The following is a 12,931-nucleotide window of genomic DNA, read 5'->3' as shown; positions in this document are numbered from 1 at the left end:
AGCGGCCCACAGAATTAGTTGATTTCGATGCGGCGCGGTTTGTTCGCTTCGGGAATAACGCGCTCAAGATCGATATACAGCAGACCATTCACCAGGTTTGCGCCGCGAACATGAATGTTCTCCGCTAACTGGAACTTACGTTCGAAGTTGCGCTCGGCAATACCCTGATACAGGTAAGTACGTTCTTTTTGCTCATCCGCATGAGCGCCTTTTACCACCAGCAGATTGTCCTGCGCGGTAATTTCCAGCTCGCTTTCAGCAAAACCGGCAACGGCAATCGCAATGCGGTAATGGTTTTCGTCTACCAGCTCAACGTTGTACGGAGGGTAGCCGCCATTACTCTGGCTCTGGTTGTTTTCCAGCAGGTTAAACAGACGGTCAAAACCAATAGCAGAACGGTACAGCGGGGATAAATCAAAGTTACGCATAATCAATAGCTCCTGAAATCAGCGAGAATGTGAGACCTTCCATCATGGACAGGTCAGGTAGCCAGGACACCCATCAGGCATGCCCTTCTGTTGTCTACATCCTAAAAATGGGTCTTAACACAAACTTTTCAAGTGTATTTATCTGACTTTTTTTGCAGTTTGTTGTCTATTGCATACACTGGGGAGAGCAGTTGTTATCGATAAATCGCGATAGCCGCCACAGTGCGACGAAATGGTGATGTTATTTTCGCAACGGATCGCTTTAACTCACCATGCAAACACGATGAAAACAGATGAATAAACGATGATAAAAAAAATGTTGGTAACACTGACAATGTGCAGCGGGATGGCGGTTTTGAGCGGTTGTTCCAGCATAATGTCGCATACCGGAGGCAAAGAAGGGACGTATCCTGGCACACGCGCCAGCGCCACCATGATCAGCGAAAGTGATACGAATTGGGGAACGAAGTCGCTGGCGATTCTGGATATGCCTTTTACTGCGGTGCTGGATACCGTATTGCTTCCGTGGGATCTCTTTCGTAAAGATAACTCGGTGAGATCCCGCGTAGAAAAGAGCGAGGAGAGAACGCAGGCCACGAACGCCGTTATCCCCCCGGCGAAAATGACTGCACCTTAATTAACGCCCTGTTTCAGTCATCCACAGTTGGCGGAAACCTTCGACCTCTTCCATCCACGCAACCAGTCGCCCATCAGGAGAGAAGACAACCGCATCGGCCGACGGAGGGTTGCCGTGACGCGCCGTTAAAAAATCAATCTCTCCCGTCTGAGCATCACAACAGGCTATTCTGTTTTCCAGCACAAACCCCAGCCATTTCCCTGATGGATGCCAGTTGAATGCCGACTGAATACCCGTGGCGCAACGGGTGAGCTGACGCGGCTCACCACCCTGCGGTGGAATTAACCACAGTTGCACAACGCCATGGTTGTCGCGCATTAAAAACGCAATTTCAGACGTCTGCGGATTACTGCGCACCCAGTGGCGCGGCTGATTCACCAGCCCCGGAAAGGTGCGCTCATGAGTAAACGTCAGGCGACGTTGGCGAATACCGGATGGCGGCGCAGGCATTGTCGCCTCTGTGCCCTCCAGCGGAGCATCACCCGGTTGTTTCCAGCCGCTTTCATTCTGAGGCAAATCAACAATAAACAGCTCCGGCACTTTCTCACCGGTCACTGACAACGTATCGCCGATAAACGCCAGTGTGCTTTCGCCCACCCAACCTTCTTCATAGGCGCGGTTTATCTCATCGCTCCCCGGTTTTGGCGCCGGCGTCGTTTGACTCACCAGCACGCACCAGCGGCTCCCGCTATATTCACGTGGATGCTGCGCGGATACGTTCACCGGACCATACGGCGCAGCCACGCCGACGTTACGTAAATCCAGCGCCGGAGAGCGTTCATGCAGCACATGGTCGTTATAAGTAAAACTGACAAACTCACCGTTCGGGCTAAAGACATGCACATGACTGCCGCCGCGTAACGCGCCAGGCGTGTACGGCGCGGTGATATCCATCGCATCCAGATTCGTCACCTCTGCCTGCGAAACAATCACCCCACGGCGATGATGAAAGTCGTAATCCCATGTCTCATCAGGATTTTCTGGGCCATGAATAAAAACATACTTTTCCGACTTTGGATGAACGGTCACCACGCCCACATGTGCCCTCTGAGTGGCCCGGTAAATCACCTCCAGTTCGCCAGTATGAACATTGACGCGTTCAATCGTTTCCCCCGTAAAAGAGGCGCCGGAAGGACGCACGTCGAAGACCAGCCACTGACTGTCCGGGGTCCAGGTGTTGATATTGGTAAGCTGATGATTACGCGGCGTAAAGGTGATTTGCTTCATGGGATGCCCTGATACAAGACGATTTAAGCAATCATACTTCACAAGCACTTCACTTTCAGGATTTAGCGTAGCGATTATCGGATTGGGTCCGGCATGTGCAGAAAACCTCCGCCAGTGAAGTTCTGGTGGAGGTTTTTTAATAAAGGAATGAATGAATGCTCATCCACTTTCGACAGATTATCCCTGGCACCTGCAAGCGTAGCCAGCGCAGGGAAATTAGCATCGCTATACCAGGATTGTGGTAAAGGTAGCCGCACCATGTTACTTCCGGGCCGGAGTTGAAGTTGCGCCAGCGAATCAAGGGAATAATTTCGCCAGTGATGCGGTAATGACAGGCGTAGCGGCGCGGCTTTTTCGCCCGGCACTGGCGTTGGCAAACGCGAATCACTTACATCGTAGTTTCTGTGCAGCACCAGATATTTCTCCGGCACCCGACGCTGGCTGTTCCACCACTTGCCATCCAGCATATCAAACTGAAAACGGGTTATTGTTTCTGACTTAGCTCCCAACTGCGTTAACGCCTGACGCAGTGCATTGTTCATTGCCGCATCGTACATCCCTGATGTTGCCAGTTGCCCATCAAGGATCAGCGACACCGCAATTCTTGCCCCCAACAGGTTGGAGTAGAGATCTTCCGGTGAAAATGCGGAAACTTCCTCAGAAAACCCAGGAACTGACTCAAAACCGTACCATTGTGCAATTTCATGCCAGGCCGCGAGCTGAAAGGCCAGATGTGCTGCCAGCCAGGCAGCTAATGCGTAACGTTCGCCCGCCGTTTCAGGTGGTGTGAAGGCGTTGAAAACGATATGCCGCTCCGCCAGTTCATCTTCGAGTCGCAACGTAAAAGGCTGACCTAACTGTGGAAGTAGATGGCTAAAAAGCCAGACCGTCATATCTGCGGTATCTCGTACATGCGCGATATCGATGAAACCGCCGCGAGAGGTGTACACAATGCCATTGTGTTCATGCCCGATGCCGGCCAGGTTCACTAACCCTAACAGCAGGCTATCGTTATAGCGATGCTCGCCAATACCATTAGCTGCCACGACGTTATTAAGTTCATAAAACGGTACTGGCATATCCAACACCTGCGCGTGCAGGTCGTAACCAAAAGCGCAGCACGGACGTAACCCTTGGGGCGCAGGGAGCGGCGAAACAACTGGCCAGGCGGTGCTTTCGACCTTGTCATCTTCATTTACCAACTGCAAAGGTACAGATATCGCAGCATGGACCCCGACCGTTGCCAATAACAAGGTCGTCATCAGCAGCACTTTATTGATCAAAACGCCTCTCCTACCTGAAAATAAAAACCGCTGCTCCCTTTGCCAATGCCATAATCCAGACGCACATTCACCCGCGGCTTAAATTCAAAACGATACCCCACCCCCGCCGAGGGTAGCCAGCGTCCGTCATCCAGCGCGCTAAATGATGGCCCCATCGTCCCTGCGCCCAGCCAGCCGACCACGCCATGCCGCCAGTCAAGTTTGCGGCGATACTCTACCTGCCCGCTGACGGCGTTTTTATCGCGATAGCGTCCTTCGTAATAGCCGCGCATCCGCTGATTGCTACCGAGCAGCGGCATCATGCTCCACGGCACATCCCCCTGAGTAAAGGCACCGTCCATCTCCCAGGCAAGCACATTCTTCTCGTCCAGAGAGTGGTAGCGGCTGTAGTGCAACTGGTATTCATCAAACCGGGTATCGCTCCCCGCATCGGGCGTATAGCGGGTATAGCGTACGTCGGCATATTGTCCCTGACGTGGGTTAGGAACAAAGTCGCGGTCATCCCAGCTAAGTTCGACACTGCTGCCGGAACTTAGCACCGACGCGCCCTGCCCGGTATTTTCAATTTTTGGCGGATCGTTACCATCCATTTGCGCAGCATGTTGCGCGTTCAGCGACCAGCCGACGCCCAGATAGATATTAGACGCTACCCGACGATATAACGTGGGGTGCAGATCCAGATCCTGAGCCGTATATTGCTGTTTCTGGCTGTCTTTATCTCCGGCACTAAATCCCTGCCCCCAGTACCAGGTTGGCGTATCGGTTAATGCGCCATTGAGAAAGAAACGCCAGCGATCGTCGGCAAAAAAGGCATAATTTTGCATAGTGACGCCGAAAGCGCCCGTTGAGTTAAAGTAGCCGCTGAGGGTCAGCGTCGAGTTCTGACTCACCGTGTCGTTTGGGTCTGGGCGATACATTCCCACCACCGCGGTGCCTATCCCCAGCCCCAGTTCCGGAGTGTAAAACGGCCCCGGCATTACGCCCCAATCGATACCTTTGCTGGCGTTAAAGTTATCGCTGGCGCCCAGTGTATTCAGCCAGCCGTCAACTTCGTCGCGGGTCGGTAATTCTGCCTGCGCAATGCAGGCGAACAGACTCACCAGCAACAAGAAAGCGAGGCGGATCAAAAGCGGTACTCTCCAGCCATGAAAAAGCTGTTACGGTCGGCAAAGCCAATTTCGGTCGTCACGTTAAAGTTTCGGGTCAATTCATACTGCGCCCCGACCAGTACGTTCCAGGGGGATTGCAGATGCTGTTTAACGTCGAAACGGCCATTGCCGTCCTTATTCGCGATATCCACCATTTTCTGCAGCGTCTCAGACGGCATATTGAGATCGCTAAGGCTACCCCTGAATTCTTGCTGCACGTCCTGATACATACTGCCAATCCACAGATTCAGCTTGCCGGACGGCAAGTACAGTGCTTCCACACCCGGGGTGGTAAAGCGATAACCGACTCGCGGAGAAACCGTGAAGGCATCAATACTACCGTCAAGAATGTCAAACTGCGTCTGAGTATAATTGGCATCAAAAGCCGTAAACCAGTTACCCACACCACCCACCAGTGTCGTCCCCACACCGTAGGTTGTGCCTTTAAAGTCGAGCTGAAACGCCAGGTTTTGCAAATTGTCTGGCGTGTGAACTTTGCGTGGCCCTTTAATGCCTACACCAATCTGCGAAACGGAGTGACCGTCGGTATAGCCCACCAGGCCATAGACGTTCATAAACGGCAGCAGCCAGGCATCCAGTTTCAGGGTTTCTGTTTTGCTTCTCTCGCGCGTATTGCCAACGTTAATTTTGAATGCGTTATCCAGCGAATGACCACCCAAAGAAAGGCCATTAAAGTTAATACTGTCTACATTAATATTCTGCCTGATATTCATGTAGTTAATATTTACACCAAACGGCTCAGGCAGGTCGTAACCACGTTTACGCGCCTCGTCGCCTAAAAAGGGCAAAACGGAGTGGCTTGCAGCAGGTTTAGTCGCCGGTTTTACCGGCAATGAAGCGGCCTGACCATCATCCTGATAATCATACAAAGGTGTTAACGTTGAGCCAGAATCCGTCGCAGCACAGGCTTGAAAAATCAAACAGGAAGACGTCATCAACACCAGGCGAATGCTTGTGTTAGTCATAAGAAAACATAGTTGCAGGCAGGAACCGCCTGAATATAAAAGAAGGTGGGAGAGTATAGAAGTTGCGTACTAAATGGGGGGATTAATGTGCGGTTTCACATCTGATAATACAAACGTGATTTTTATAACATTCTTAATGTTTTATGCCTGGCCGAAGCCAGGCATAACGCACATCAGGAGAGGACGTACTTCTCAATGGCCCAGGCAACACCGTCTTCCAGATTAGATTTCGTCACAAAGTTGGCGATCTCTTTCACCGTTGGAATGGCGTTATCCATCGCAACGCCCACGCCGGCGTATTCAATCATCGCGATGTCGTTTTCCTGATCGCCAATCGCCATAACCTCTTCGGCTTTAATTCCCAACGCATCGGCCAGCGATTTTACGCCAGTCCCTTTGTTGACGCGTTTATCAAGGATTTCGAGGAAGTACGGCGCACTTTTCAGCACGGTGTACTTTTCTTTCACTTCCGCCGGAATGCGCGAGATGGCCTTGTCGAGGATCTCCGGCTCATCAATCATCATCACTTTCAGGAACTGGGTCGCCGGATCCATTTTTTCAGCCTCACAGAACACCAGCGGAATCGTCGCGACAAACGATTCATGCACCGTGTAATAACTGATATCACGGTTAGCGGTATACAGCGTGTTGCGATCGAGCGCGTGGAAATGTGAGCCAACTTCCCGGGAGAGTTGCTCCAGATAGCGATAATCATCATAGCTCAGCGCGGTTTGCGCCACAGTACTGCCATCGCCCGCTTTCTGCACCAGCGCACCGTTGTAGGTAATGCAGTAGTCACCGGGTTGTTCCATGTGCAGTTCTTTCAGATAGCTGTGAACGCCGGCATACGGGCGTCCCGTGGTCAGCACTACGTTCACGCCACGCGCGCGTGCCGCGGCAATTGCCGTTTTGACTGCAGGTGAAATGGTGTGATCGGGCAGCAGAAGTGTGCCATCCATGTCGATAGCAATAAGTTTGATAGCCATGAGTTCCCCGGATTAAATGAGTCCGCCCTCATGCTAACGCGATTCCGCTCAAAAAACAGCTATGAAAAGGAGGATAGAAAGGGGAATCAAGATTCCCCTTTTGTGGTTCGGTTGTAGACAGAAAAGGTCTAAGCCGCCATCCGGCAAAGACAAAAAACTGCCTGATGGCGCTTCGCTTATCAGGCCTACAGGAGCAGGCCCGGGATACACGTCAGATATCGATGTTCGCCGCTTTCAGGGCGTTTTCTTCGATAAATGCGCGGCGTGGTTCGACGGCATCGCCCATCAGGGTGGTGAACAGCTGGTCAGCGGCAATCGCATCCTTCACAGTAACGCGCAACATGCGACGGCTTTCCGGATCCATGGTCGTTTCCCACAGCTGTTCCGGGTTCATCTCGCCCAGACCTTTATAACGCTGGATAGCGAGACCGCGACGAGACTCTTTCTGCAGCCATTCCAGCGCCTGCTCAAAGCTGGCCACCGGCTGGCGACGCTCGCCACGTTCGATAAACGCATCGTCTTCGATCAGCCCGCGCAACTTCTCACCGAGCGTGCAAATACGATGGTACTCGCCACCGGTCACAAACTCGTGATCCAGCACATAGTCGGTATCCACACCGTGAGTACGTACGCGTACAATCGGCTCAAACAGATTCTGCTCTGCGTTATGGTGAACATCAAACTTCCACAGGCTACCGTGCTGTTCTTTTTCGTTCAGCTCGGTAATCAGCGCGTTAACCCAACGGGTAACGTTCTGTTCGTTCGCCAAATCAGCTTCCGACAGCGTCGGTTGATAAACCAGCTCTTTCAGCAGCGCTTTCGGGAAACGACGTTCCATACGGCCAATCATTTTCTGCGTCGCGTTGTATTCAGAAACCAGTTTCTCTAACGACTCACCTGAAAGGGCAGGCGCGCTGGCGTTGGTGTGCAGCGTTGCGCCATCCAGAGCGATAGAGATCTGGTATTGATCCATCGCTTCATCGTCTTTGATGTACTGTTCCTGCTTGCCTTTCTTCACTTTGTACAGCGGTGGCTGCGCAATGTAAACGTGGCCGCGTTCAACGATTTCAGGCATCTGACGATAGAAGAAGGTCAACAGCAGCGTACGAATGTGCGAGCCGTCGACGTCCGCATCGGTCATGATGATGATGCTGTGATAACGCAGTTTGTCCGGGTTGTACTCGTCACGACCAATGCCGCAGCCGAGCGCGGTAATCAGTGTTGCCACTTCCTGAGAGGAGAGCATTTTGTCGAAACGCGCTTTCTCGACGTTAAGGATTTTACCCTTCAGCGGCAGAATCGCCTGGTTTTTACGGTTACGCCCCTGCTTCGCAGAACCGCCCGCGGAGTCCCCTTCCACCAGGTACAGTTCGGACAGCGCCGGGTCACGTTCCTGACAGTCCGCCAGCTTGCCCGGCAGACCGGCTAAGTCCAGCGCGCCTTTACGACGGGTCATTTCACGCGCGCGACGTGCTGCTTCACGGGCACGCGCCGCATCGATAATCTTGCCGACGACGATTTTCGCGTCAGACGGGTTTTCCAGCAGGTATTCGCTCAACAGTTCGTTCATCTGCTGTTCAACCGCCGATTTCACCTCAGAGGAGACCAGTTTGTCTTTGGTCTGCGAGGAGAATTTCGGGTCCGGCACTTTCACGGAAACCACCGCAATCAGGCCTTCACGGGCATCGTCACCGGTGGCGCTGACTTTGGCTTTTTTGCTGTAGCCTTCTTTGTCCATGTAGGCGTTCAGGGTACGGGTCATCGCCGCACGGAAGCCTGCAAGGTGAGTCCCGCCGTCACGCTGCGGAATGTTGTTGGTGAAGCAGTAGATATTTTCCTGGAAGCCGTCGTTCCACTGCAGCGCAACTTCAACGCCGATACCGTCTTTTTCGGTGGAGAAGTAGAAGATATTCGGGTGGATCGGCGTTTTGTTTTTGTTGAGATATTCAACAAACGCCTTAATGCCGCCTTCGTAGTGGAAATGATCTTCTTTGCCGTCGCGCTTATCGCGCAGACGAATAGAGACGCCAGAGTTCAGGAATGACAGCTCGCGCAGACGCTTCGCCAGAATGTCGTATTCGAACTCGGTCACGTTAGTGAAGGTTTCATGGCTTGGCCAGAAACGGACCTGAGTACCCGTTACTTCCGTTTCGCCTGTTACCGCCAGCGGCGCCTGCGGCACACCATGCACGTAAGTTTGCTGATGCACTTTGCCTTCACGACGAATCACCAGCTCCAGTTTCTGCGACAGGGCGTTAACGACGGAGACACCTACGCCGTGCAAACCACCGGAAACTTTATAGGAGTTATCATCGAATTTACCGCCTGCGTGCAGAACAGTCATGATAACTTCCGCCGCCGAAACGCCCTCTTCCGGGTGAATACCGGTTGGGATACCACGGCCATCATCGGTAACAGACACGGAGTTGTCCGCGTGAATCGTTACCACGATATCTTTACAGTGACCCGCGAGCGCTTCGTCGATAGCGTTATCTACCACCTCGAATACCATGTGGTGCAGACCGGTGCCGTCATCCGTGTCGCCGATATACATACCCGGGCGCTTACGCACCGCATCCAGCCCTTTCAGGACTTTGATACTGGAGGAGTCATAAGAATTCGACATCAACGTTTCTCGCTCATTTAATCTTGGGTTAATCCGTTATTTTACCCTTTTCCACGGTAAACATCTTCGAATTTTCATCGGACATGTCTATAACGTGTTCAGCGCTGATTGCGCTGACAAAGACCTGAGATTGCGTGGCTTTTAAGCGGCTGGCCAGCAGCCCGCGACGCGCATCATCCAGTTCAGAGGCAAAATCATCTATCAGGTACAGGCAGCGCCGTCCGCTTTCACGGGTCAGGAACTCCCCTTGCGCCAGACGTAAGGCGCACATTAGCAGTTTTAGCTGCCCACGCGACAACGTGTCTTCTACCGGCGCACCGTCGGCACGAATGCGGAAATCCGCCTTATGCGGGCCGTGTGCGGTGTAGGTCAACATGCGATCGCGTTCAAAACTGCGTTCCAGCACCTCGGCATAATCTGTCTCCTTCTCCCAACCACGCTGGAAAGAGAACGAGAGAGAAAACTCGGGAAGAAACTGCTGGCAGGTATCCGCCATATCCTGCGCGATACCCGCGCTGTACTCCGCGCGCCAGGTGCTGATTTGTTCCGCCAGCGGAATAAGTTCTCTATCCCACGGGCGCAGTTGCTCATAACGACTCACCTGGCGCAGTGCCGCATTGCGCTGCTTGAGCAGTCGCTTCAGGTTGCTCCAGGCGGTGAAAAATCCGGCTTCATTGTGAAAGCATCCCCAGTCAAGAAATGCTCTTCTGTATTTGGGGCCGCCGTTGAGTAAAGTAAACCCCTCTGGCGTGATCAGCTGCATCGGCATCAGGTGCGCCAGTTCAGCGACCTTGTGCCCGTCAGTGCCGTCAATGCGCACTTTGCTGTCGCCCAGTTTGTCTTTCGTCAGACCAATCGATGTCTCGCGCTCTTCTCCCTGCAATCGTCCGTGTAAAACAAACGACTCCTGCTCGTGGCGAATCACGCGGCCAATCTGCAAACTGCGAAACGCCCGGCCATGGCCGAGCGTATAGATGGCTTCCAGCACACTGGTTTTGCCGCTGCCGTTCGCGCCAACCAGGAAGTTAAAGCCAGGGGATAAAGCGAGATCCGCGCTTTCGATATTGCGAAAATCGCGGATCAACAGGCGGGTGAGCGACATTACAGTCTCATTGGCATAACAACATAGGCAGCCGACTGTGATGCGGCATCTTCAATCTGTACGCTCGATACGGAATCGGTCAGCAAAATACGCACGTTCTCGCACTTCAGCGCGTTCAGAACGTCAAGCACGTAGCTCACGTTAAAACCGATTTCCAGTTCTGTACCAGGATAGGAGACATCCAGAATTTCTTCTGCTTCTTCCTGCTCCGGGTTGTTGGCGGTGATTTTGAGCTGATTTTCGCTGACATACAGACGCACGCCGCGGAATTTCTCGTTAGAAAGAATTGCCGCACGGGCAAACGCCTGTTTAAGGATATCGCAACCGGCTTCCAGATGTTTGTCCGGATTCTTCGGCAATACGCGGCGATAATCCGGGAAACGGCCATCAACCAGCTTGGAGGTGAAGATGAAATCGCCCACGTGCGCACGAATGTTGTTGCTGCCAATCTGCACGCGCAGCGGGTTGTCACCGCCGTCGAGCATACGCATCAGTTCAATCACGCCTTTACGCGGTACGATCACCGAATGGCTGGGCAACGGCTGACCGACAGGCATTGAACAAACCGCCAGACGGTGACCGTCGGTCGCCACGGTACGCAGCTCTTCCCCTTCGGTTTCAAACAGCATGCCGTTTAAGTAGTAACGCACGTCCTGATGCGCCATCGAAAACTGCGTGGCTTCAATCAGGCGCTTCATCGTGGCCTGCGGCAGGGTGAATTCGACTTCGCTCTGCCAGTCATCCAGATTAGGGAAGTCGGCGGCAGGCAGCGTGGACAGCGAGAAACGGCTGCGACCAGAGCGTACCAGCATGCGGTCGCCTTCCAGTTGAACGGCAATTTCCGCGCCTTCCGGCAATCCGCGGCAAATGTCGAAGAATTTACGCGCCGGAACGGTAGTAGCACCAGGTTCATGAGGCTGGATCAACGCCACGCGCGCCACCATCTCCATTTCGAGATCGGTACCAGTCAGAGAAAGCGCACCGTCAGCGACCTGCAGCAGCAGGTTTCCGAGGATCGGCAGTGTAGGACGTCCACCCAGCGGGCCGCTGACCTGCTGAAGCGGTTTTAATAAATGTTCACGTTCAACGGTAAATTTCATAGCGTCACGAAGATAATGTTCTGATTAAATTGGAGAAATCTTCTTTAATATCATGGCTTTCTTCACGCAACTGCTCAATCTTGCGGCAGGCATGAAGCACGGTAGTATGGTCACGCCCACCAAACGCGTCGCCAATTTCCGGCAGACTGTGGTTAGTGAGCTCTTTTGCCAGCGCCATCGCCATCTGGCGCGGACGAGCTACCGAGCGAGATCGACGCTTTGACAGCAGATCCGCAATTTTGATTTTGTAATACTCCGCCACCGTCTTCTGAATATTGTCGATGGTGACCAGCTTTTCCTGCAAAGCCAGCAGATCGCGCAGCGCTTCGCGCACGAAATCGATGGTAATCGCCCGGCCGGTAAAATTGGCGTTGGCGATCACGCGGTTCAGTGCGCCTTCCAGTTCACGCACGTTAGAGCGTAGACGCTTGGCAATAAAGAACGCCACTTCACCCGGCAGACGAATGTCGTTTTCGTCAGCTTTTTTCATCAGGATCGCCACGCGGGTTTCCAGCTCAGGCGGTTCGATCGCAACAGTCAGCCCCCAGCCAAAGCGGGATTTCAGTCGATCTTCAACGCCATTGATCTCCTTCGGATAACGATCCGACGTCAGGATGATCTGCTGATTACCTTCCAGCAGGGCGTTGAAGGTGTGGAAGAATTCTTCCTGCGAGCGCTCTTTGTTGGCAAAGAACTGGATGTCATCGATCAGCAGCGCGTCGACGGAGCGGTAGTAGCGTTTAAACTCTTCGATCGCATTGTTTTGCAGAGCTTTAACCATGTCCTGCACGAAACGCTCGGAGTGCATATACACCACTTTCGCGTTCGGTTTACGCGCCATAATGCCGTTACCGACAGCATGCAACAGGTGGGTTTTACCCAGACCCGTACCACCATAAAGGAATAACGGATTGTAGGCGCCGCCAGGGTTGTCCGCCACCTGACGTGCCGCCGCGCGCGCCAGTTGGTTAGATTTACCTTCAACGAAATTATCAAACGTATGTTTGACGTTGACGTTAGAGCGATAGGTAGGTTCTGCCGGAGCCGGGACGTTGTCCCAGCCTGGACGCGCCGCCGGAGCAGCACGTTGCGGTTGTACTTGTTGCGCCACATGGGCAGGCGCGACAACGTTGTTCACCGGCGTCTTCAGCGTTTGCGTGACGGGTTTAGTTCCGACCTCAAAACGCAGCTGTGGGGCATCCGCTCCGCAGAAGTTATTTAGTAATCCATTAATATTATTAAGGTATTTGTCCCTTACCCAATCGAGCACAAAACGGTTTGGCGCATACAAAGCCAGCGTGTTATCGCTCAGTTCCGCCTGCAACGGGCGTATCCACATACTGAATTCTGTGGCTGGTAACTCATCCTGCAATCGGGCAAGACACTGCTGCCAAAGCGAAAGTGACAC

At 53.1% G+C, this 12,931-nt stretch carries 11 protein-coding genes and 1 other annotated feature; of the genes, 1 reads left to right on the top strand and 10 read right to left on the bottom strand.

Translation table 11 applies throughout. The annotated features are described in order from the left end of the window. Window positions 1-14: 14 nt before the first annotated feature. On the bottom strand, window positions 15-428 hold the full coding sequence (ibpA, locus tag ICA20_RS00055) for a small heat shock chaperone IbpA (RefSeq protein ID WP_006687722.1): 414 nt from the start codon (window positions 426-428) through the stop codon (window positions 15-17). Beyond that, window positions 422-494: a sequence feature (ROSE (Repression Of Heat Shock gene Expression) occurs in the 5'-region of heat shock genes and acts as an RNA thermometer to modulate expression.), on the bottom strand. It overlaps the preceding gene by 7 nt. A gap of 238 nt (window positions 495-732) precedes the next feature. Here ibpA and ICA20_RS00050 point away from each other — a divergent pair. Beyond that, window positions 733-1,065, top strand: a complete 333-nt coding sequence (locus tag ICA20_RS00050) for a YceK/YidQ family lipoprotein (protein ID WP_038635710.1) — start codon at window positions 733-735, stop codon at window positions 1,063-1,065. On the opposite strand, the gene ICA20_RS00045 is transcribed toward ICA20_RS00050, so the two are convergent. The 9 genes from ICA20_RS00045 to dnaA form a co-directional block, all read right to left on the bottom strand. After that, the gene (locus tag ICA20_RS00045; RefSeq protein WP_038635713.1) at window positions 1,066-2,292 is read right to left on the bottom strand and encodes a DUF3748 domain-containing protein; all 1,227 of its coding nucleotides are present in this window, start codon (window positions 2,290-2,292) and stop codon (window positions 1,066-1,068) included. It abuts the gene before it with no gap. Window positions 2,293-2,366: 74 nt separating this feature from the next. After that, window positions 2,367-3,575 carry a DUF4056 domain-containing protein gene (locus tag ICA20_RS00040; protein WP_306669609.1) on the bottom strand — a complete coding sequence of 403 codons (1,209 nt, stop codon included), beginning with the start codon at window positions 3,573-3,575 and terminating at the stop codon, window positions 2,367-2,369. Beyond that, on the bottom strand, window positions 3,572-4,657 hold the full coding sequence (locus tag ICA20_RS00035) for a BamA/TamA family outer membrane protein (RefSeq protein WP_230592285.1): 1,086 nt from the start codon (window positions 4,655-4,657) through the stop codon (window positions 3,572-3,574). The genes ICA20_RS00040 and ICA20_RS00035 overlap by 4 nt, the downstream gene beginning before the upstream one ends. Window positions 4,658-4,698: 41 nt before the next feature. Beyond that, a complete protein-coding gene (locus ICA20_RS00030; protein WP_038642952.1) occupies window positions 4,699-5,679 on the bottom strand; it encodes a hypothetical protein in 981 nt (326 codons plus the stop codon). Between the two features lie 203 nt (window positions 5,680-5,882). Beyond that, window positions 5,883-6,695, bottom strand: a complete 813-nt coding sequence (gene yidA, locus ICA20_RS00025) for a sugar-phosphatase (RefSeq protein WP_038635719.1) — start codon at window positions 6,693-6,695, stop codon at window positions 5,883-5,885. Between the two features lie 211 nt (window positions 6,696-6,906). Then, window positions 6,907-9,321 carry a DNA topoisomerase (ATP-hydrolyzing) subunit B gene (gene gyrB, locus ICA20_RS00020; RefSeq protein ID WP_038635722.1) on the bottom strand — a complete coding sequence of 805 codons (2,415 nt, stop codon included), beginning with the start codon at window positions 9,319-9,321 and terminating at the stop codon, window positions 6,907-6,909. A 28-nt stretch (window positions 9,322-9,349) separates the two neighbouring features. After that, window positions 9,350-10,423, bottom strand: a complete 1,074-nt coding sequence (gene recF / locus ICA20_RS00015) for a DNA replication/repair protein RecF (RefSeq protein ID WP_038635725.1) — start codon at window positions 10,421-10,423, stop codon at window positions 9,350-9,352. Further along, a complete protein-coding gene (gene dnaN, locus ICA20_RS00010; RefSeq protein WP_005121477.1) occupies window positions 10,423-11,523 on the bottom strand; it encodes a DNA polymerase III subunit beta in 1,101 nt (366 codons plus the stop codon). Before dnaN ends, recF begins: the two co-directional genes overlap by 1 nt. 4 nt (window positions 11,524-11,527) lie before the next feature. Then, complete coding sequence (gene dnaA, locus ICA20_RS00005; RefSeq protein ID WP_003827078.1) at window positions 11,528-12,931, bottom strand: chromosomal replication initiator protein DnaA; 1,404 nt, start codon at window positions 12,929-12,931, stop codon at window positions 11,528-11,530.

The organism is Citrobacter sp. C5_2, from assembly GCF_014596845.2.
GTDB lineage: Bacteria > Pseudomonadota > Gammaproteobacteria > Enterobacterales > Enterobacteriaceae > Citrobacter > Citrobacter werkmanii.
This window is presented reverse-complemented; position numbering and strand designations above follow the sequence as displayed.

Bases quoted from the DNA above. Each gene is read 5' to 3' on its own strand.
- ibpA (WP_006687722.1), bottom strand. From the start codon at position 428: ATGCGTAACTTTGATTTATCCCCGCTGTACCGTTCTGCTATTGGTTTT.
- ICA20_RS00050 (WP_038635710.1), top strand. From the start codon at position 733: ATGATAAAAAAAATGTTGGTAACACTGACAATGTGCAGCGGGATGGCG.
- ICA20_RS00045 (WP_038635713.1), bottom strand. From the start codon at position 2,292: ATGAAGCAAATCACCTTTACGCCGCGTAATCATCAGCTTACCAATATC.
- ICA20_RS00030 (WP_038642952.1), bottom strand. From the start codon at position 5,679: ATGACGTCTTCCTGTTTGATTTTTCAAGCCTGTGCTGCGACGGATTCT.
- yidA (WP_038635719.1), bottom strand. From the start codon at position 6,695: ATGGCTATCAAACTTATTGCTATCGACATGGATGGCACACTTCTGCTG.
- gyrB (WP_038635722.1), bottom strand. From the start codon at position 9,321: ATGTCGAATTCTTATGACTCCTCCAGTATCAAAGTCCTGAAAGGGCTG.
- recF (WP_038635725.1), bottom strand. From the start codon at position 10,423: ATGTCGCTCACCCGCCTGTTGATCCGCGATTTTCGCAATATCGAAAGC.
- dnaN (WP_005121477.1), bottom strand. From the start codon at position 11,523: ATGAAATTTACCGTTGAACGTGAACATTTATTAAAACCGCTTCAGCAG.